This window comes from Streptomyces sp. 35G-GA-8, from assembly GCF_023534745.1.
GTDB lineage: Bacteria > Actinomycetota > Actinomycetes > Streptomycetales > Streptomycetaceae > Streptomyces.
In genome coordinates this window covers 136,401-156,687 of sequence record NZ_JAMHJQ010000017.1, presented here as the reverse complement: position 1 = coordinate 156,687, position 20,287 = coordinate 136,401, and the positions used below count along the sequence as shown (strand labels likewise).

At 70.4% G+C, this 20,287-nt stretch carries 14 protein-coding genes; 7 read left to right on the top strand and 7 right to left on the bottom strand.

Features of this window, described 5'->3' with window-relative positions:
* Positions 1-30 precede the first annotated feature (30 nt).
* Together hpf and M1203_RS32370 are read left to right on the top strand one after the other, a co-directional pair.
* Complete coding sequence (gene hpf, locus M1203_RS32375) at positions 31-720, top strand: ribosome hibernation-promoting factor, HPF/YfiA family (protein WP_249953393.1); 690 nt, start codon at positions 31-33, stop codon at positions 718-720.
* A 249-nt stretch (positions 721-969) separates the two neighbouring features.
* A complete protein-coding gene (locus M1203_RS32370; RefSeq protein ID WP_249953392.1) occupies positions 970-1,731 on the top strand; it encodes a response regulator transcription factor in 762 nt (253 codons plus the stop codon).
* A gap of 91 nt (positions 1,732-1,822) precedes the next feature.
* On the opposite strand, the gene M1203_RS32365 is transcribed toward M1203_RS32370, so the two are convergent.
* Both M1203_RS32365 and M1203_RS32360 read right to left on the bottom strand, forming a co-directional pair.
* Positions 1,823-3,022 carry a winged helix-turn-helix domain-containing protein gene (locus M1203_RS32365; protein WP_249953391.1) on the bottom strand — a complete coding sequence of 400 codons (1,200 nt, stop codon included), beginning with the start codon at positions 3,020-3,022 and terminating at the stop codon, positions 1,823-1,825.
* A 134-nt stretch (positions 3,023-3,156) separates the two neighbouring features.
* Positions 3,157-3,747, bottom strand: a complete 591-nt coding sequence (locus M1203_RS32360; protein ID WP_249953390.1) for a GNAT family N-acetyltransferase — start codon at positions 3,745-3,747, stop codon at positions 3,157-3,159.
* Positions 3,748-3,988: 241 nt separating this feature from the next.
* Here M1203_RS32360 and secA point away from each other — a divergent pair, with 241 nt between their 5' ends.
* Positions 3,989-6,823 carry a preprotein translocase subunit SecA gene (gene secA / locus M1203_RS32355; protein ID WP_249953389.1) on the top strand — a complete coding sequence of 945 codons (2,835 nt, stop codon included), beginning with the start codon at positions 3,989-3,991 and terminating at the stop codon, positions 6,821-6,823.
* A gap of 65 nt (positions 6,824-6,888) precedes the next feature.
* On the opposite strand, the gene M1203_RS32350 is transcribed toward secA, so the two are convergent.
* Positions 6,889-7,338, bottom strand: coding sequence for an Rv3235 family protein (locus tag M1203_RS32350; RefSeq protein WP_249953388.1), 450 nt, complete (start codon positions 7,336-7,338; stop codon positions 6,889-6,891).
* A 280-nt stretch (positions 7,339-7,618) separates the two neighbouring features.
* On the opposite strand from M1203_RS32350, the gene M1203_RS32345 reads away from it, so the two are divergent.
* Together M1203_RS32345 and M1203_RS32340 are read left to right on the top strand one after the other, a co-directional pair.
* Positions 7,619-8,125 (top strand): hypothetical protein, encoded by a 507-nt coding sequence (locus tag M1203_RS32345; protein WP_249953387.1) that lies wholly within the window; start codon positions 7,619-7,621, stop codon positions 8,123-8,125.
* A gap of 92 nt (positions 8,126-8,217) precedes the next feature.
* Positions 8,218-8,889 carry an HAD family hydrolase gene (locus M1203_RS32340; protein WP_249953386.1) on the top strand — a complete coding sequence of 224 codons (672 nt, stop codon included), beginning with the start codon at positions 8,218-8,220 and terminating at the stop codon, positions 8,887-8,889.
* A gap of 195 nt (positions 8,890-9,084) precedes the next feature.
* On the opposite strand, the gene M1203_RS32335 is transcribed toward M1203_RS32340, so the two are convergent.
* Positions 9,085-9,651, bottom strand: a complete 567-nt coding sequence (locus M1203_RS32335) for a DJ-1/PfpI family protein (RefSeq protein WP_249953385.1) — start codon at positions 9,649-9,651, stop codon at positions 9,085-9,087.
* A 493-nt stretch (positions 9,652-10,144) separates the two neighbouring features.
* On the opposite strand from M1203_RS32335, the gene M1203_RS32330 reads away from it, so the two are divergent.
* Positions 10,145-15,184: an NAD-glutamate dehydrogenase gene (locus M1203_RS32330; protein WP_249953384.1), complete on the top strand. Its 5,040-nt coding sequence runs from the start codon at positions 10,145-10,147 to the stop codon at positions 15,182-15,184.
* 140 nt (positions 15,185-15,324) lie between these two features.
* On the opposite strand, the gene M1203_RS32325 is transcribed toward M1203_RS32330, so the two are convergent.
* Together M1203_RS32325 and M1203_RS32320 are read right to left on the bottom strand one after the other, a co-directional pair.
* The gene (locus M1203_RS32325) at positions 15,325-16,140 is read right to left on the bottom strand and encodes an ABC transporter ATP-binding protein (protein ID WP_249953383.1); all 816 of its coding nucleotides are present in this window, start codon (positions 16,138-16,140) and stop codon (positions 15,325-15,327) included.
* Positions 16,133-17,116 carry an ABC transporter permease gene (locus tag M1203_RS32320; protein ID WP_249953382.1) on the bottom strand — a complete coding sequence of 328 codons (984 nt, stop codon included), beginning with the start codon at positions 17,114-17,116 and terminating at the stop codon, positions 16,133-16,135. Before M1203_RS32320 ends, M1203_RS32325 begins: the two co-directional genes overlap by 8 nt.
* A 141-nt stretch (positions 17,117-17,257) precedes the next feature.
* Between M1203_RS32320 and M1203_RS32315 the strand changes: the two genes are divergently transcribed.
* On the top strand, positions 17,258-17,899 hold the full coding sequence (locus M1203_RS32315) for a TetR/AcrR family transcriptional regulator (protein ID WP_249953381.1): 642 nt from the start codon (positions 17,258-17,260) through the stop codon (positions 17,897-17,899).
* Here the strand turns inward: M1203_RS32315 and M1203_RS32310 are convergent.
* Complete coding sequence (locus M1203_RS32310) at positions 17,845-20,169, bottom strand: bifunctional glycosyltransferase family 2 protein/CDP-glycerol:glycerophosphate glycerophosphotransferase (RefSeq protein ID WP_249953380.1); 2,325 nt, start codon at positions 20,167-20,169, stop codon at positions 17,845-17,847. The genes M1203_RS32315 and M1203_RS32310 overlap by 55 nt on opposite strands.
* Positions 20,170-20,287: the final 118 nt, after the last annotated feature.

Genomic DNA, 20,287 nt, shown 5'->3' with positions numbered 1-20,287 from the left:
AGGCGGAGTGATCCGGGAACGGAGTTCTGCGTGGACATCGTCGTCAAGGGCCGCAAGACAGAGGTGCCCGAGCGGTTCCGCAAGCACGTGGCCGAGAAGCTGAAGCTGGAGAAGATCCAGAAGCTCGACGGCAAGGTGATCAGCCTCGACGTCGAGGTGTCCAAGGAGCACAACCCGCGGCAGGCCGACCGGTGCGATCGGGTGGAGATCACGCTCCACTCCCGCGGCCCCGTGATCCGTGCGGAGGCGGCGGCGGCCGATCCGTACGCGGCGCTCGATCTGGCCACCGGCAAGCTGGAGGCACGGCTGCGCAAGCAGCACGAGAAGCGCCACAACCGCCGGGGGAACGGCCGGTTGTCGGCGGCCGAGGTCGTCGATGTCGTTCCTGGGGTGGCCCAGTTGAACGCGAATGGCGAGACCGCGGCGCAGGAAGCGGCACAGACCGTTCCCACCACGATGGTCTGCTCTCTCGAGGTGCAGGGCGAAGGGCCGCTCGTGGTACGGGAGAAGACCCATGTCGCCGCCCCGATGACGCTCGATCAGGCGCTCTACGAAATGGAGCTGGTCGGGCACGACTTCTATCTGTTCGTCGATTCCGACACCAAGGAACCCAGCGTCGTCTATCGGCGCCATGCCTACGACTACGGCGTCATTCACCTCAGGACGGATCCGCTCGCCGGCTCGGAAGCGGGCGGCGCGGGCGGCGCCCTCGGCGGCTGACGCACCGGCCGGGACCACCGGAATCCGGCCGGATCACGTCAGGAATCCGGCCGGATCGAGTCCGGAATCCATGCCCCGCGGTGCCCTTGAGCGCCCTTCGTGGCCTCAGGGGCACCGTTGTGCGCCCCCAAGGACCATCGCTTCGGCGCCTGGGCATGAAATCATGGTGTCGCGGCCAACAAGTGGTCCGCGAACTGCGGTTGGCCGGCCCCCGGGAAATTCGGGCCATGGCCTTCAGGGGAGGGAACGATGGCGGACAGCTTCGGTCCGGTGCATCACGCGAGCGATGCCGACGACACGATCGGCGGCGCCCGGTCCGATGCCGCCGCGGAACGGGGCGACTCCCGCAGGGAGCCGATCCGGGTCCTCGTCGTGGACGACCACGCACTCTTCCGCCGCGGGCTGGAGATCGTCCTCGCCCAGGAGGAGGACATCCAGGTCGTCGGAGAGGCCGGCGACGGCGCGGAGGCCGTCGACAAGGCCGCCGATCTGCTGCCGGACATCGTGCTGATGGATGTCCGGATGCCCAGGCGCGGCGGGATCGAGGCCTGTACCTCCATCAAGGAGGTGGCCCCCAGTGCCAAGATCATCATGCTGACGATCAGCGACGAGGAGGCCGACCTCTACGACGCGATCAAGGCGGGCGCCACCGGCTATCTCCTCAAGGAGATCTCCACCGATGAGGTGGCCACCGCGATTCGCGCCGTGGCCGACGGCCAGTCGCAGATCAGCCCGTCGATGGCGTCCAAACTGCTGACCGAGTTCAAATCGATGATTCAGCGCACCGACGAACGCAGACTCGTTCCGGCGCCGCGCCTCACCGACCGCGAACTGGAAGTCCTCAAGCTGGTCGCCACGGGAATGAACAACCGTGATATCGCCAAGGAGTTGTTCATCTCCGAGAACACCGTGAAGAACCATGTCCGCAACATCCTGGAGAAGCTGCAACTGCACTCCCGGATGGAAGCCGTGGTCTACGCGATGCGGGAGAAGATCCTCGAAATCCGCTGATGTTATGCAGAGCTGACCGTTATACGCAGCTGACCGTTATGCGGAGCCGACCGTCGGACCCTATTCGGTGATGGAGACCCGATGAAGGGCCTCAGAGGGCGGTGAGCGCGTCCGCCAGCGGGCCGCGCAGCGCGGGCGCGTCGACCCGCTCCACCCGTACGTCCGAGCAGCCGACCCACTCCGCCGCCTCCCGCAGCGCCTGGGCCATCGGCAGCACGGCCCTGGGGGTTTCCAGGGACACCTGCTTCGCCACCAGCGTCTTCCCCTCCCGTGCCGGGTCGACACGGCCCAGCAGCTTTCCCCCGGACAGCAGCGGCATCGCGAAATAGCCGTACACCCGCTTGGGCTTGGGCACATACGCCTCCAGCCGGTGGGTGAAGCCGAAGATCCGCTCCGTACGGGCCCGCTCCCAGATGAGGGAGTCGAACGGCGACAGCAGTGTCGTGCGGTGCCGCCCCCTCGGAGCGGTCGCCAGCGCCGCCGGATCGGCCCAGGCAGGCTTCCCCCAGCCCTCGACGCTCACCGGCACCAGCCCCGAGTCCGCGATCACGGCGTCGACCTGCTCGCCCTTGAGGCGGTGGTAATCGGCGATATCGGCGCGCGTACCGATACCGAGCGACTGGCCCGCGAGCCGTACGAGCCGGCGCAGACACTCCGCGTCCTCCAGATCGTCATGGAGGAACTCATCGGGCACGGCACGCTCCGCGAGGTCGTAGACCCGCTTCCAGCCGCGCCGCTCCGTGCACACGACCTCGCCGTACATGAGCGCGCGCTCGACGGCGACCTTCGCCTCGGACCAGTCCCACCACGGCCCGCCGTTCTTGGCGCCGCCCAGCTCCGTGGCGGTCAGCGGGCCCTCGGACTCCAGCTGCTTGATCACCGTCTCGTACGCGCCGTCCGCCAGCTCGTGGTACCAGTGCGGGCGGGCGCGGTAGGCGCGCCGGCGGAAGGCGAAGTGCGGCCACTCCTCGATCGGCAGGATGCACGCCGCGTGCGACCAGTACTCGAAGGCGTGCGGCCGCGCCGGTGACGTACCTGCCGGGGTCGGGGTCCAGTACGCGTCCTCGACCGTCCTGCGGCCGATGGCGCCCAGGCGCGCGTACGGAATCAGTTCGTGCGACCGCGCCAGCACCGAGATCGTGTCCAACTGGACGGCGCCGAGATGGCGCAGCACCCCCCGCGTCCCGCCGCGCCGGTCGGGGGCACCGAGGAAACCCTGGGCGCGCAGCGCTATCCGCCGGGCCTCGTCGGCGGACAGCTCGGTGGTGGCGGGCGGCACAGCAGTCGTCATGAACCGCACGATAGACGGCGGCACTGACAGCCTGACCCGCGCGGGCAGGCTCAAGCCCCTCACCTGCACACACAGGTCCCACGGGCACACAGGCCCCACGGGCACACAGGTCCCACGGGCACACGCCGGCGCGCTCAGGCACCCGCCGGCACATTCCCCTCCCGGGAGGGGAGGTACGGGAGGGCTCCCGAAAGCCCCAGATCGGAGGGGAGCAGCGCGCCTATCCATATGTCCCGCAGCGTGTCCCTGTGGAGCAGCGCGGCGCGCAGCACCCCTTCCATCACGAAACCGGCCTTCTCCGCGACGGCCCGCGAGCCCGCGTTGCCGACCTCGGCGCGCCACTCCAGGCGCTGCGCGCCCAGCGCGGTGAAGGCCCAGTGGGCCACCGCCCGCACGGCTTCGGTCGTATAGCCCCGGCCGCGGTGCTCCCGCGCCGTCCAGTAGCCGATCTCCCAGGTGCCCGACTGGCAGTGCGCGTTGACCGCGCCCAGCACCGGGCCCCCTCCCCGGGGCACCACACCGAAGGTGCAGATGGTCGCCGTACGCCAGCCGTCCGGGACCATCCGTTCGATGAAGTGCGCCGCGTGCTGCCGCTCGTACGGCGCGGGAATCGGGATCCACCGCTGGATCTCCGGGTCCTGGCAGACCGCGAGGACATCGTCGATGTCGTCCGGCGTGAGGGGGCGCAGCAGCAGGCGCTCGGTGCTGAGAGTGACGGGTTCCATACCCGGATTCTGCTGAGCGGGTGTCCCCCGGCACGAGTGCTTTTCCCGTCTCACCGGCACCTTCCACGGGTTCCGCGCGTTCTCCATGCGGGTACCGGCGGGCCCGCGTGACCTCGGCCCTCCCTGTGCGGGCGGGTCCTCGCTTACGATGGCCGTTGCGGTGGGGCCCGCCTGCCGTGCCCGCGCCCGTGTCCGTATCCGACCCACGTGCCAGGCCCGACCGGCAAGGAGACCAACCTCAGTGTCCGTCTTCAACAAGCTCATGCGTGCAGGCGAAGGCAAGATCCTGCGCAAACTGCACCGCATCGCGGACCAGGTCAACTCCATCGAAGAGGATTTCGTAACCCTCTCCGACGCCGAGTTGAGGGCGCTCACCGCCGAGTACAAAGAGCGGTACGCCGACGGTGAGAGCCTTGACGACCTGCTCCCCGAGGCCTTCGCGACCGTCCGCGAGGCGGCCAAGCGCGTCCTCGGCCAGCGTCACTACGATGTGCAGCTGATGGGCGGCGCCGCCCTGCACCTCGGCTATGTCGCCGAGATGAAGACCGGTGAGGGCAAGACCCTCGTCGGCACGCTGCCCGCGTATCTCAACGCGCTGTCCGGCAAGGGCGTCCACCTGATCACGGTGAACGACTACCTGGCCGAGCGCGACTCCGAGATGATGGGCCGCGTCCACAAGTTCCTCGACCTCAAGGTCGGCTGCATCCTGGCGAACATGTCGCCCGCGCAGCGCCGTGAGCAGTACGCCTGCGACATCACGTACGGCACGAATAACGAGTTCGGGTTCGACTACCTGCGCGACAACATGGCGTGGTCCCAGGAGGAGCTGGTCCAGCGCGGCCACAACTACGCCATCGTCGACGAGGTCGACTCGATCCTCGTGGACGAGGCCCGTACGCCGCTGATCATCTCCGGCCCCGCCGACCAGGCCACCAAGTGGTACGGCGACTTCGCCAAGCTGGTCACCCGGCTGACCAGGGGCGAGGCGGGCAACCCGCTCAAGGGCATCGAGGAGACCGGCGACTACGAGGTCGACGAGAAGAAGCGCACCGTGGCCATTCATGAGCCCGGTGTGTCCAAGGTCGAGGACTGGCTGGGCATCGACAACCTGTACGAGTCGGTGAACACCCCGCTCGTCGGTTATCTGAACAACGCCATCAAGGCCAAGGAACTGTTCAAGAACGACAAGGACTATGTCGTCATCGACGGCGAAGTCATGATCGTCGACGAGCACACCGGCCGTATCCTCGCCGGCCGCCGCTACAACGAGGGCATGCACCAGGCGATCGAGGCGAAGGAAGGGGTGGACATCAAGGACGAGAACCAGACCCTCGCCACGATCACCCTGCAGAACTTCTTCCGCCTCTACGGCAAGCTCTCCGGCATGACCGGTACGGCCATGACCGAGGCCGCCGAGTTCCACCAGATCTACAAGCTGGGCGTCGTGCCGATCCCGACGAACCGGCCGATGGTCCGCATGGACCAGTCCGACCTGATCTACCGCACAGAGGTCGCCAAGTTCGCGGCCGTCGTGGACGACATCGCGGAGAAGCACGAAAAGGGGCAGCCGATCCTGGTCGGCACCACCTCGGTCGAGAAGTCCGAGTACCTCTCGCAGCAGCTCAACAAGCGCGGTGTCCAGCACGAGGTGCTCAACGCCAAGCAGCACGACCGGGAGGCGACGATCGTCGCCCAGGCCGGCCGCAAGGGCGCTGTCACCGTCGCCACGAACATGGCGGGACGCGGTACGGACATCAAGCTCGGCGGCAACCCCGACGATCTCGCGGAGGCGGAGCTGCGCCAGCGCGGGCTGGACCCCGTCGAGCATGTCGAGGAGTGGGCCGCCGCACTGCCGGCCGCGCTGGAGAAGGCCGAGCAGGCCGTGAAGGCGGAGTTCGAGGAGGTCAAGGACCTCGGCGGGCTCTACGTCCTGGGCACCGAGCGGCACGAGTCGCGCCGTATCGACAACCAGCTGCGCGGTCGTTCCGGACGTCAGGGCGACCCCGGTGAGTCCCGCTTCTATCTCTCCCTCGGCGACGACCTGATGCGGCTGTTCAAGGCGCAGATGGTCGAGCGCGTGATGGCCATGGCCAATGTGCCGGACGACGTCCCGATCGAGAACAAGATGGTGACGCGCGCCATCGCCTCCGCCCAGTCCCAGGTCGAGCAGCAGAACTTCGAGACGCGTAAGAACGTCCTGAAGTACGACGAGGTGCTCAACCGGCAGCGTGAGGTCATCTACGGCGAGCGCCGCCGCGTCCTGGAGGGCGAGGACCTCCAGGAGCAGGTGCGCCACTTCATGGACGACACGATCGACGCGTACATCCAGGCGGAGACCGTCGAGGGCTTCGCCGAGGAGTGGGACCTCGACCGGCTCTGGGGAGCCTTCAAGCAGCTCTACCCGGCGAAGGTCACGGTGGAGGAGCTGGAGGACGCGACGGGCGACCGCGCCGGGATCACCGCCGAGTTCATCGCGGAGTCCGTCAAGGACGACATCTACGCCCAGTACGAGGCGCGCGAGAACCAGCTCGGCTCGGACATCATGCGTGAGCTGGAGCGGCGCGTGGTGCTGTCCGTCCTGGACCGCAAGTGGCGCGAGCACCTCTACGAGATGGACTACCTCCAGGAGGGCATCGGCCTGCGTGCCATGGCGCAGAAGGACCCGCTGGTCGAGTACCAGCGCGAGGGCTTCGACATGTTCAACGCCATGATGGACGGCATCAAGGAGGAGTCCGTCGGCTATCTGTTCAACCTGGAGGTCCAGGTCGAGCAGCAGGTCGAGGAGGTCCCGGTGCAGGACGCGGGCGAGCGTCCCTCGCTCGCCAAGAAGGACGACGCGGTGCCCGCGGGCGCCCCCCGTCCGGAGATCCGCGCGAAGGGTCTCGAAGCCCCGCAGCGGCCCGACAGGCTGCACTTCTCCGCTCCCACCGTGGACGGCGAGGGCGGCATCGTCGAGGGCGACTTCCAGAGCGAGAGCGCCGAGGGGCCGACGCGCTCGACGTCGGACGGGATGACGCGCGCGGAGCGCCGTAAGGCCCAGAAGGGCACGAGCGGCGGGCGTCGCCGCAAGAAGTAGGCGTGAGTGAGGGCGGGCCGGGGCGCACGGTGAGTGCGCGCCCCGGCCCGCCCTCATGTGCGCTGTCAGCTCCGCTCTCCGCCCAGCTCGACCGCCGCGCAGCGCCAGCGCAGGTCGGCGCCCTGTTCCAGCCGGAAGGCCATGGCGCGGACCTGATCGCCCGCGGAGATGCTGGCGGCGGCCTCGACCGCTCCCGGGCGCGGCTGGAAGGCGCGGCAGGTACGGATGACGGGGCGGGCGCCCCGTGCCCTGAGCGGGGTGCCGGGCGCGAGCCGTACGAGCTGTTCGTACGCCTCGCCGATGGTCTGGCCGAGCATCCAGTGCACGGGTCGCCGGCCGCTGAGGACGGCGAGCAGGCGCTCCGCGAAGAGTTCGTGCGGCGGTGGGAGGTGCGGGCGCCGCCGCGGGCCCCCGGCACCGGGCCCGCGCTGGTCCCGCCGGCCGGGCGGCCGTGCGGTGGCGGTGCTCCGGGTCCTCGCCGTGCCGGTCGGATGGGTGGTACCGGTCCTGTTCACGCAGATCGCCCCCGTTCTGCCCGGCCGGTTCGGATACCGGCCGGTAACTTCTGTTGGGGGATCTTTTACGGGCCCTTGGGGGACCGCCGCAAGACCGGTGCGGAGATGGAGCGCTCGGCGCCGAAGTCACCTATTTGGGTGATGGGCGGACGGCACCTGGCCCGGTGGAGAGGTGGCGCGCCGCTCTCGGTGGACGCCCGGGGCCACCATGAGCGTCACCCCGAAGAGGGACTGCCGCACGTATCCTTAGGTGCTCTCCCGACTACGAAAGCGGCCAGCCATGCGCGTCTACGTCCCCCTGACCCTTCCCGGTCTCGCAGAGGCGCACAAGACGGGTGAGCTGGGACCGGGACCACTGACCGCGTACGCCGTGACCCCGGGGCTGCGCGAGTGGTACGTCTCCGACGACATCGAGGAGCTGGAGTACGCGGCCCTCAACCGCGCCGCGGCAGCCTCGCTCCGGCTGCTCGCCGCCGATCCGGTGGCCGGGCGTCGCAGGGTGGTCGTGGCGGCCGATGTACCGGACAGGGAAGCCGTGTCGGATCCCGACCGCGGACTGGACGACGCGGGCCTCGGTGAGGTGCGCATCGCCGACCCGATCGCGCTGTCCAAGGCGGCGGCGGTGCATGTCGACTCCGACGAGGCGGAGGCCGATGTGTCGGCCGCGGCGGCGGCGCTGGGCGCGGCGGACCACGGGGACGACGACGCGCAGTTCACGGTGGACGGCGCGGAGGACCACGAACTGCTCTGGTACGGCGTCCAGGAGATCCCGAACCTGGTCGGCTGAGCGGCCCGCGGCGGCCCGACCGGCCCCGCTGCCGACGGCCCGCGGGGGCTCCGCCAAGGCCGTTGTCAGACCCGGCCGGTACCTTTTTCGGCATGGGGAAGCAGAACACGCATCTGGTCTGGGACTGGAACGGCACGATCCTCGACGACATCGAGGCGGTCATCGGGGCGACCAACGCGGCCTTCGCGGAGATAGGGCTGGAGTCCATCACGCTGGACACCTACCGCGAGCTGTACTGCGTCCCGGTCCCGAAGTTCTACGAGCGGCTGATGGGCCGCCTGCCGAGCGACGCCGAGTGGGTCGTCATGGACGAGACCTTCCACCGCCACTACACGGAGCGGCGGGCCGCCTGCGGGCTCACCAAGGGCGTCGAGGAGCTGCTGTCGCAGTGGCGGCTGGCCGGGGACAGCCAGTCGCTGCTGAGCATGTACGGGCACGAGCAGCTGGTTCCGGTGGTGCGGGGGTACGGGATCGAGGGCCATTTCCTCCGCGTCGACGGCCGCACGGGCCCGTCCGGCGGCAGCAAGGCGGTCCACATGGAGCGCCATCTGACCGCGCTGGCGTCGGACGGCGCGATATCCGCCGAGCGGACGGTGGTGATCGGCGACGCGGTGGACGACGCGCTGGCGGCGGCGCATGTGGGCGCGCGTGCCGTGCTGTACACGGGGGGCTCGAACAGCCGGGCCAGCCTGGAGGCGGTGGGCGTACCGGTGGTGGACACGCTCGCGGAGGCGGTCGACACGGCGCGGCGTCTGACGTCCTGACGCCGGTGCGACCGGCACGGCGGCGGGCCGGCCGTGGGACTGCCGGGAGCCCGGGAGCGCCGGGTGCGCCGGGAGTTCCGGTTCCGGCGGTGGACCCGGGAGTTCCGGTGCCGGCGGTGCACCGGGGAGTTCCGGTGCCGGGAGTGCACCCGGGAGCTCCGGGCACACCCCCGGTTCTCCGGGGCTTCGCCGGGGTCAGGTCACCGGGGCCTTCGTGCGCAGCACGGTGAGGAATTCACGCATCCAGGCCGGATGGTCGGGCCAGGCACGGGAGGAGACGAGCGTGCCGTCCACCACCGCCTCCGTGTCCTGGAAGGTGGCCCCGGCCGCCTGCATGTCCAGCTCCAGGGCCGGATAGGAGGTGACCCGGCGACCGGCCAGCTCTCCGATCGCGGCCGTCAGCAGCGGTCCGTGACAGATCTGGGCGACGGGCTTGTCGGCGTCGAAGAAGGACTTGAGGATCTTGCGCAGCTCCGGGTCGCCCCGCAGATACTCGGGGGCGCGCCCGCCCGGGATCACCAGAGCGGCGTACTGCCCCGCGTCGACCTCGGCGAAGGCCAGATCGGCGGGCCAGGTGTAGCCGGGCTTCTCGGTGTAGGTGTCGAAACCGGGCTCGAAGTCATGGACCACGAACTGGAGCTTCTTACGGGTCGGAGCGGCGATATGGACCTCGTACCCCTCCTCGCGCAGACGCTGGTACGGGTAGAGCACTTCGAGCGACTCGGCGGCGTCGCCGGTGACGATGAGAACCTTGGCTGCCATGACTGCTCCCGGAGAGAGTGTGTCGGTCTGTCCACCTGTCGACCAGTGTCGTCCTGTGGACCAGTGTCGTCCCGGTCGGCGCGCGTGGGCGAGGGTTCCGTGCCGCGTGCGGCCGTGAGCGGCGGACAGACGTCCGTGTCGCTGTCCAGAGTGTCAAAGTTGTTACCCCGTATTTGTACACATGCGGCTCATGACGGCGCCCGGGTCAAGGGCGATAGCCTGGTGCCCGTGATCAGCGCGATATGCCGTGGGGGCAGCGAAGCCCCCCGCCTGCGCCCGGGCCGCTACCGCGTCCGGGCGATCGCTGGTCCCCCAGGACCGGTCCCCTCGGGACAGGGCCTTGATCCGGGCCGACAGCCAAAATTGCCAAATAACGCTCCGGACATCTCTCATCGCGGCATAACGTCGACTCAGACCGGAAACCCCGCGTCGTGGCGTTGTGTCGCTTCCTTCACCTACGTCACGCAACGGCGCGCGACAGGAGCCAGAGGACATGCAGACCAAGCTGGACGAAGCCAAGGCCGAGCTGCTCGAACAGGCGGCTCGGGCCGCTGAGAACAGCCCGGTGGGGGGAACCGGGGGGCTGGGGGCCGGTCCCCAGGAGGACGAGGCTTCGGCCGGATCCCGCGGCGCGGGACAGGGGGACGGTCCCGACCGGGACGGCCTTCTCGCGTACCTCCAGCGCTACTACCTGCACACCGCTCCCGAGGACCTGGCCGACCGTGACCCGGTCGACATCGTCGGCGCGGCGCTCTCGCACTACCGGCTGGCCGGCAATCGGCCCCAGGGCACGGCGAACGTACGCGTGCACACCCCGACCGTCGAGGAGAACGGCTGGACGTGCCGCCACTCCGTGGTCGAGGTCGTCACCGACGACATGCCGTTCCTGGTCGACTCCGTCACCAATGAGCTCTCGCGTCAGGGCCGCGGCATCCACGCCGTGATCCATCCGCAGATCGCCGTACGGCGCGATGTCACCGGCAAGCTGATCGAGGTGCTGCCCGAGGAGGCGGTCACCGCCGCGGAGCCCCGGCACGATGTGTTCATCGAGTCCTGGATCCATGTCGAGATCGACCGCGAGACCGACCAGGCCGATCTCCAGCAGATGACCTCCGACCTGCTGCGGGTCCTCTCCGATGTCCGAGAGACCGTCGAGGACTGGGAGAAGATGCGGGACGCCGCGCTGCGCATCGCCGAGGAGCTGCCCAGCGAGCCGACCGCCGACGATCTGCGTGAGCAGGAGGTCGAGGAGGCCCGGGAGCTGCTGCGCTGGCTCGCCGCCGACCACTTCACCTTCCTCGGCTACCGCGAATACCAGCTGACGGACAGCGACGCCCTCTCGGCCGTGCCCGGCACCGGACTCGGCGTGCTGCGCTCCGACCCGGCGCACACCGGCGACGAGGACCATCCGGTCAGCCCGTCCTTCAGCCGGCTGCCCGCCGACGCCCGTGCCAAGGCCCGTGAGCACAAGCTGCTCGTCCTCACCAAGGCCAACAGCCGCGCCACGGTCCACCGCTCCGGCTATCTCGACTACGTCGGCGTCAAGAAGTTCGACGCCAAGGGCAATGTCGTCGGTGAGCGGCGCTTCCTCGGACTCTTCTCCTCGGCCGCGTACACCGAGTCCGTGCGCCGGGTCCCGGTGATCCGCCGCAAGGTCGCCGAGGTCCTGGAGAGCGCGGGCCTCTCGCCCAACAGCCACGACGGCCGCGATCTGCTCCAGATCCTGGAGACCTACCCGCGCGACGAGCTCTTCCAGACGCCCGTCGACGAACTCCGCTCCATCGTCACCAGCGTGCTGTATCTCCAGGAGCGCAGGCGGCTGCGGCTCTATCTCCGCCAGGACGAGTACGGGCGCTACTACTCCGCCCTCGTCTATCTGCCGCGCGACCGCTACACCACGGGCGTCCGGCTCCGGCTGGTCGAGATCCTCAAGGAGGAACTGGGCGGGACCAGCGTCGACTTCACCGCGTGGAACACGGAATCGATTCTGTCGCGGCTGCACTTCGTCGTCCGCGTCCCCCGGGGCACCCAGCTGGCCAAGCTCACCGACGCCGACACCGAGCGGATCGAGGCCCGGCTCGTCGAGGCCGCCCGCTCCTGGGCCGACGCCTTCGGCGAGGCGCTGACCGCCGAGTGCGGTGAGGAGCGCGCCGCCGAACTGCTGCGCAGGTACGGCTCCGCCTTCCCCGAGGGCTACAAGGCCGACCACTCCCCGCGCGCCGCCGTCGCCGACCTGGCCCATCTGGAGGCGGTCACCAGGGCCGAGGCGGGGTCGGACTTCGCGCTCTCGCTGTACGAGCCGGTCGGCGCGGGCCCCGGCGAGCGCCGCTTCAAGATCTACCGTTCGGGCGAGCAGGTCTCCCTCTCCGCCGTCCTGCCGGTGCTCCAGCGGCTCGGTGTCGAGGTCGTGGACGAGCGCCCCTACGAGCTGCGCTGCTCGGACCGTACCCACGCCTGGATCTACGACTTCGGCCTGCGGCTGCCCCAGGGCGGCGGGGGCGACTATCTCACCGAGGACGACCGCCAGCGCTTCCAGGACGCCTTCGCCGCCGTCTGGACCGGGGCCGCGGAGAACGACGGCTTCAACTCCCTCGTCCTGCGGGCAGGTCTGGACTGGCGGCAGGCGATGGTGCTGCGCGCCTACGCCAAGTACCTGCGCCAGTCCGGCTCGACCTTCAGCCAGGACTACATGGAGGACACCCTCCGCAGCAATGTCCACACCACCCGGCTGCTGGTCTCCCTCTTCGAGGCCAGGATGTCACCGGGCCGCCAGCGCGCCGGCACGGAGCTGACGGAGGCGATGCTGGAGGAGCTGGACGGCGCCCTGGATCAGGTCGCGAGCCTGGACGAGGACCGCATCCTCAGGTCCTTCCTCACCCTCATCAAGGCCACGCTGCGGACCAACTTCTTCCAGCGCGCCGGCGGGGGCGACGGCGAGAGCGGCCGGCCGAGCCGGGGGACCACCACGGGCGAGCACCACAGCTATGTGTCGATGAAGTTCGACCCGCAGGCCATCCCGGATCTGCCCGCGCCCCGCCCGGCGTACGAGATCTGGGTGTACTCCCCGCGCGTCGAGGGCGTCCATCTGCGCTTCGGCAAGGTCGCCCGCGGCGGGCTGCGCTGGTCCGACCGCCGCGAGGACTTCCGTACGGAGATCCTCGGCCTGGTCAAGGCGCAGATGGTCAAGAACACCGTGATCGTGCCGGTCGGCGCCAAGGGCGGCTTCGTCGCCAAGCAGCTGCCCGACCCGGCCGCGGACCGGGACGCCTGGCTCGCCGAGGGCATCGCCTCGTACAAGATCTTCATCTCGGCGCTGCTCGACATCACGGACAACATGGTGGCGGGCGAGGTCGTGCCGCCGGCCGATGTCGTCAGGCACGACGAGGACGACACCTATCTGGTCGTCGCCGCCGACAAGGGCACCGCGAGCTTCTCCGACATCGCCAATGACGTCGCGGTCTCCTACCACTTCTGGCTCGGGGACGCCTTCGCCTCCGGCGGCAGCGCGGGCTACGACCACAAGGGCATGGGCATCACGGCGCGCGGCGCCTGGGAGTCCGTCAAGCGGCACTTCCGCGAGCTCGGCCATGACACCCAGACCGAGGACTTCACGGTCGTCGGCGTCGGTGACATGTCCGGTGACGTGTTCGGCAACGGCATGCTGCTCTCCGAGCACATCCGGCTGGTCGCGGCCTTCGACCACCGGCACATCTTCCTCGACCCGCACCCGGACGCGGCCATCTCGTACGCCGAGCGCCGCCGGCTCTTCGAGCTGCCGCGCTCGTCGTGGGCCGACTACGACAAGGGGCTGCTGTCGCAGGGCGGCGGCATCCACCCCCGCAGCGCCAAGTCGATCGCCATCAACGCGCATGTGCGGGAAGCGCTCGGCATCGAGCCCGGGGTCGCCAAGCTGACGCCCGCCGAGCTGATGAAGGCGATCCTCCAGGCCCCGGTGGACCTGCTGTGGAACGGCGGCATCGGTACGTATGTGAAGGCGTCCACCGAGACGGACGCCGACGTCGGCGACAAGGCCAACGACGCGATCCGCGTCAACGGCGAGGACCTGCGGGTCCAGGTCGTCGGCGAGGGCGGCAACCTGGGGCTGACCCAGCTCGGCCGGATCGAGTTCGCCCGGCGCGGCGCGGGTGGCGAGGGCGGCAAGGTCAACACCGACGCCATCGACAACAGCGCGGGCGTCGACACCTCCGACCACGAGGTGAATATCAAGATCCTGCTCAACAGCCTGGTCACGGACGGCGACATGACCGTCAAGCAGCGCAACACCCTGCTCGCCGCGATGACCGACGAGGTCGGCGCGCTGGTGCTGCGCAACAACTACGCGCAGAACACCGCGCTCGCCAACGCCGTGGCCCAGGCCCCGTCCCTGCTCCACGCCCACCAGCGCTTCATGCGCCGACTGGCGCGCGACGGACATCTCGACAGGGCGCTGGAGTTCCTGCCCAGCGACCGGCAGATCCGCGACCTCCTCAACGCGGGCCGGGGCCTGTCCCAGCCCGAACTGGCCGTGCTGCTCGCCTACACCAAGATCACGGTGGCGGAGGAGCTGATCCACACGGAGCTGCCGGACGACCCGTTCCTGCGCAAGCTGCTGCACGCCTACTTCCCGCAGGCGCTGCGGGAGAAGTTCGCCGAGCAGATCGACACGCACGCGCTGCGCCGCGAGATCGTGACGACGGTGCTGGTCAACGACACCGTCAACACCGGTGGTTCGACCTTCCTGCACCGGCTGCGGGAGGAGACCGGGGCCTCGACCGAGGAGATCGTACGGGCCCAGGCCGCGGCCCGGGAGATCTTCGGGCTCAACGCGGTGTGGGACGCCGTCGAGGCGCTGGACAACGTGGTGGCGGCCGATGTCCAGACCCGGATCAGGCTGCACTCGCGCCGGCTGGTCGAGCGCGGTACGCGCTGGCTGCTCGGCAACCGGCCGCAGCCGCTGGAGATCGCCGGGACCATCGAGTTCTTCGCCGCGAGGGTCGAGCGGGTCTGGGCGCAGCTGCCCCCGATGCTGCGCGGCGCGGAGCTGGAGTGGTACCAGCGGATCCTGGCGGAGCTGACCGAGGCGGGGGTCCCGGAGGAGCTGGCCTTGCGCGTGGCGAGCTTCTCGTCCGCCTTCCCGACGCTCGACATCGTGGCGATCGCGGACCGTACGGACCAGGACCCGCTCTCCGTCGCCGAGGTGTACTACGACCTCGGTGACCGGCTGCGGATCAGCCGGCTGATGGACCGGATCGTGGAGCTGCCGCGGGCCGACCGCTGGCAGTCCATGGCCCGCGCCTCCATCCGTGAGGACCTGTACGCGGCGCACGCCGCGCTGACGGCGGACGTACTGGCCGTGGGCGACGGCGACTCGACGCCCGAGGAGCGCTTCACGGCGTGGGAGCGGAAGAACGCCGCGATCATCGGCCGTTCGCGCGCCACGCTGGAGGAGATCCAGGGGTCGGACGCGTTCGATCTGGCGAATCTGTCGGTCGCGATGCGGACGATGCGCACGCTGCTGCGTACGCACGGCTGAGTGGCGTAGAAGCGGGAGAAGGCGGCGGGAAGGGGCGCCCGGCTCATCGTGAGCCGGGCGCCCCTTCCCCTTCCCGCCCCTTCCCGCCCTTTTCCGCCCCTTCCCGTGCCGGTCCCGCGAGGGCTGCTTCTTCGGGAGGGCTACTTCTTCCTGCCGGTGAACTCCTCGTACGCCGCGACGACCTCCCGCGCCGGGCCGTCCATCCGCAGCGTCCCCGACTCCAGCCACAGCGCCCGGTCACAGGTGTCGAGGATGGTCTTGTTGCTGTGGCTGACCAGGAAGACGGTGCCGGCCTCCGCGCGCAGTTCGGTGATGCGCTCCTGGCTGCGGCGCTGGAACCTGGCGTCGCCGGTGGACAGCGCCTCGTCGATCAGCAGGACGTCATGGCTCTTGGCCGCGGCGATCGAGAAGCGCAGCCGGGCGCCCATGCCCGAGGAGTACGTCCGCATCGGCAGCGAGATGAAATCGCCTTTCTCGTTGATCCCGGAGAACTCCACGATGTCGTCGTAGCGGCTACGGACCTGCTCCCGCGTCATCCCCATCGCGAGCCCGCCGAGGATGACGTTCCGCTCGCCGGTCAGATCGCTCATCAGCGCCGCGTTGACGCCGAGGAGCGAGGGCTGACCCCGGGTGAAGACCTTGCCCTCCGACGGCGGCAGCAGCCCCGCGATCGCCTTCAGCAGGGTCGACTTGCCGGATCCGTTGGAGCCGATCAGACCGATGGCCTCGCCCTTGTACGCGGCGAAGCCGACGCCCTTGACGGCGTGCACCTCGCGCGCGCCGGGCGCCGACCGGCGCGAGACGATCCGGCTCAGCGCCGAGGTGGCGCTGCCCCGGCCGCCCCGGGTGCCGTGCACCGTATAGGTGATGTGGACGCCGTCGACGACGATGGTGGGGACGCGTTCCGGCGGCGCGGGCCGCTCGGCGGTCTGCGTACCCTTCCTCTTCTCAGCCACGTCCGTACTCCTCCTCGGCCTTCCAGAAGAACAGGAATCCACCGATGCCCGCGAGCAGGGCCCAGCCGAGGGCGAGGGCCCAGCTGTGCGGGGGCAGTTGACCGGCGGTATAGCTGTCGATGAGCGCGAAGCGCATCAGATCGATATAGACGGCGGCCGGGTTGCACTCCAGGATCACCGTCACCGCGTGCGGCAGCTCGCCGCCGCTCGTGACCTTGTCGACGCTCCACATCACGCCCGACACATACATCCAGGTGCGCAGCAGGAACGGCATCAGCTGCGAGATGTCCGGTGTTCTCGCCGCGAGCCGGGCCACGGCCATCGAGACCCCGGTGTTGAAGAGCGACTGGAGCAGCAGCGCCGGTATCGCGAGCAGCCAGCCGACCGAGGGGTACTGGCCGAAGCAGGCCAGGATCACCACCAGCGCGCCCATGGAGAACAGCAGTTGCTGGAGCTGCTGGAGCGCGAGCCCGATCGGCAGGGCCGCGCGCGGGAAGTGCAGGGCCCGTACGAGGCCGAGGTTGCCGGAGATCGCGCGGGTGCCCGCCATGATCGAGTTCGAGGTGAAGGTCCAGATGAAGACGCCCGTGACCAGGAACGGGACGAAGTCCGGCACGCCGTGCTTGGTGTTGAGCAGCACACCGAAGATGAAGTAGTAGACCGTCGCGTTCAGCAGCGGGGTCATGATCTGCCAGATCTGGCCCAGCTTCGCCTGGCTGTACTGGGCGGTCAGCCGCGCGGTGGCGAAGGCGCCGATGAAATGGCGGCGCGACCACAGGGCGCGGACATAGTCGGGCAGGGCGGGGCGGGCGCCGCTCACGGTCAGGCCGTGGCGGCGGGCGAGGGCGCTGAGATCGGTCCCTGTATCGGTGCCGGTGCCGGTGCCGGTGCTGGTGCTGGTCCCGGACCTGCTCCCGGGCTCTGGGGCCGGTGGGACTGATGAGGCCGGTGGGGCCGATGTGATCGTCTGGCTCACGGGAGGTCGCTTTCGACGGTGTTCTGAGGGCGGTCCCAACGACGGAACGGGCACGTATCGTCGTAACGCCAAAGGTAGGACGGAGTACGTCGCAACGCAACCGTGTCGTCGTCACGTCGACCGGCGCTATGCTCGTACGCGATGACTACCGACCCCCGTGCCACGGACCCCCGGACCAGCGCCCCGCGCACCGCACGCCGCGTCCCGGCGGGAGCCGCCGTGCTCCGGGAGGATGTGACCGACGCCATCCGCGCCGCCGTCTTCGAGGAACTGGCCGCCGTCGGCTTCGCCCGGATGTCCATCGAGGGCATCGCGCGCCGGGCCGGGGTCGGCAAGACCGCCGTCTACCGCCGCTGGAAGTCCAAGCTGGAGCTCGTCCTCGATCTGGTCTCCGCCTTCGCGGCGCAGGGGCTGCCCGCACCCGGGACCGGCTCGCTCCACGGCGATGTGCGCGCCCTGCTCGAAGTGGCCTCCCACGCCCTGCGCCACCCGGTGGCCTCGCAGGTCATCCCGGATCTCCTGGTGGAGGCCGCCCGCCACCCCGAGATCTCCGACGCCATCAAGGCCGCGCTGCTCGACGGGCAGCGGGGCATCGCGGCGGTGATCGTCCGCGAGGCGGTCGAACGCGGTGAGCTTCCCGAGGGCGCGGACGCCGACCGGGCGCTCGATCTGATCGTCGGACCGCTCTACTGGCGGCTCGTGGTGGTCAGGAGCGAACTGCCCCCGGGCTATCTGGACGATCTGGCGGCCTCGGCGGTCGCGGCGCTCGGCCACCGCGGCTGACCGGCGTCCGCCTCCCGCGCGGGCGGAACGCGCCCCGGCGGATCCGCCGGCTCGCGATTCGCCGTTTCGCGATCCGCCGTCTCGCCGAGGAAGACATGACGGACGACCCGCTCCGCCGCCCGCCCGTCGTCGTACGGACAGAAGCGCGCGCGGAACGCCGTACGCAGCTGACTGGAGCGTGAGCCGCGCCAGTGGCCCGTGGTGAAGATGTCGATCAGCTCGTCCTCGGTGCCCGCGACCACGCCGGGCGGGAACCCCCGGAGATCGAAGTACGTACCCCTGGCCGCCTCGTACGCCTCGCGGTCCGCGTCGTGGATGACGATCGGCCGGTCGAGAGGGGCGTAGTCGAACATCAGCGACGAGTAGTCCGTGAGGAGCGCGTCGGAGGCGAGACAGAGCCGCTCGACCGAGGGATGTCCTGAGACGTCGAGGATCCGCGGGTGCGGCGTGTACGGGAGCGGCGCGCCGTACGCGGGGTGCGCGCGGGCCAGCAGCACGAAGCGCGGGCCGAGCGACCGGGCCACCCGTTCCAGATCGAGCAGTTCGCACGGGCCCCGGCGGTAGTCGCGGTAGGTCGGCGCGTACAGGACGGCGGTGGCGTCCGCCGGGATGCCCAGCGATGCGCGCAGCCTGCCGATATCGGCGGCCGTGGCGCGCCGGAAGACGTCGGTGCGCGGATGGCCGTACTCCAGCGTCGTACCGGACGGGAGGAAGGCCCGCTCCCTGACGAGCGTGGAGTGGCGGTTGGCCGAGAGGGAGTAGTCCCAGCGGCCCGCGTCGGCCAGCTGCCGGGTGAGATCTCCGGCGCGCGCGGCGGCCGGGCGGTCCAGCAGGTCGAGGCCCATCGCCTTGAGCGGTGTCCCGCTGTGCGTCTGGAGCAGGATCTGCCCCCGCCGCTTCACCAGCCGGTGGTCGAAGACCGTGTCGCTGACGAGATACGCGCAGCGGGCGAGCGCGGTCCAGTACGCGAAGGTCCCGGGGCGCACCTTGCGGGTGCCGGTCGGGACGGTGTGCTGGTACGCGGCCTCGCTGACCCAGAACGTGCGCAGGTGCGGGGCGAGTTCGCGCGCCTTCTCCTCGATGGCGGCCGGATCGCCGCGATATCCGCCGTGGCCGTAGGTCATGAAGACCGCGCGGCCGGCGCGGAGCGGCAGCCGCCGCTGGACGGCGTAGTGGAGGCGCAGCGCGCCCGCTCGTACGGTACGCAGCAGCGCGGTGGCGACACGGCCGAGACGTTTCCGCAGGTGTCGCGCGGCCCGCAGCGCGCGGTGCGTACGGTGCGCGCCGAGCCGCAGCAGCGCGTGCCGGGGGCGCCCGCCGCGCCCCGTGCCGGGGGCGCGATAGCGGCGGTGGTGGGCGCGGGCGCGGTGGAAGAACTCGGCGCGCGCCCGGCGCGGCAGCATGCCGTCGGTGGCGGCGAGCGCCGCGAGATGGTCGAGCATGCGCCGGTGGAGCACCGGGCGCCAGCGGTCCGCGTCGGGCGCCGCCGCCGAGCCGTCGGGCGCCGCCGCCGAGCCGTCGGGCGCCGCCGCCGAGCCGGGCGCCTCTGCCGCCCCGCCGGGTGCCGCTGCCGCGTCGGGCCGCTCGTCCAGGAACGCGAAGACCCGGTCGTACGCGTCGAAGACCTCATCGGCGTTCACGAATCCGGCGGGCCCGTCCTCGCCGCCGCGTCCGGGGCGGCCCCGGTGCCGCCGCTCGTCGCGCACGCACACGCGGTCCAGCGTGGTGACCGACTCGGCCGCGATCAGGACCGGACAGATCCAGGCGGTGTCGGCGTGATCCCCGGTCAGGAAGGCGAAGCCCTCCCGGACAAGGAACTCCCGGCGGTACGCGTTCCCCGAGGCCGCCGCCGGATAGCCGAGCAGATCGGGCCGGTCGGCCGGTGCGAAGGACCCCCGGTCGTCCTCGGGGTGGCCGGGGACCAGGACATCGGGATCGCCCGTCTCCTTGAGCCGGTCCGCGATCGCCCGGAGCGCGCCTGGCACGAGCGTGGCGCCGCCGTCGAGGAAGATCGCGTAGTCGCCGGTGGCGCGGGCGAGACCGGCGTCGCGTGCCGGGCCCGCGCCGCCGTGCGCGGGCAGCCGGAGCGCGGTGATCCGGCGGTCGCGGGCGGCGAACTCGTCGATGAGCGCGCCGCAGGCGTCCGGCGAACCGTCGTCCACCGCGATCAGTTCGAGATCCTCGAAGGTCTGGTTCAGTACCGACTCCAGGCAGCCGGTGAGATATGCCTGGACCTGATACGCGGGGACGATGACGCTGAACCGGGTCATGGCCCGGGAACGGCCGGCGGGGCGAACTGGTTACGCCGCGGCCGGCCCACGGGGGACGCGCGGAACAGGTGTCCGGCCGGACAGCGCGACAGGGGAGGCGGGCCGTCCCGTGGCCCGT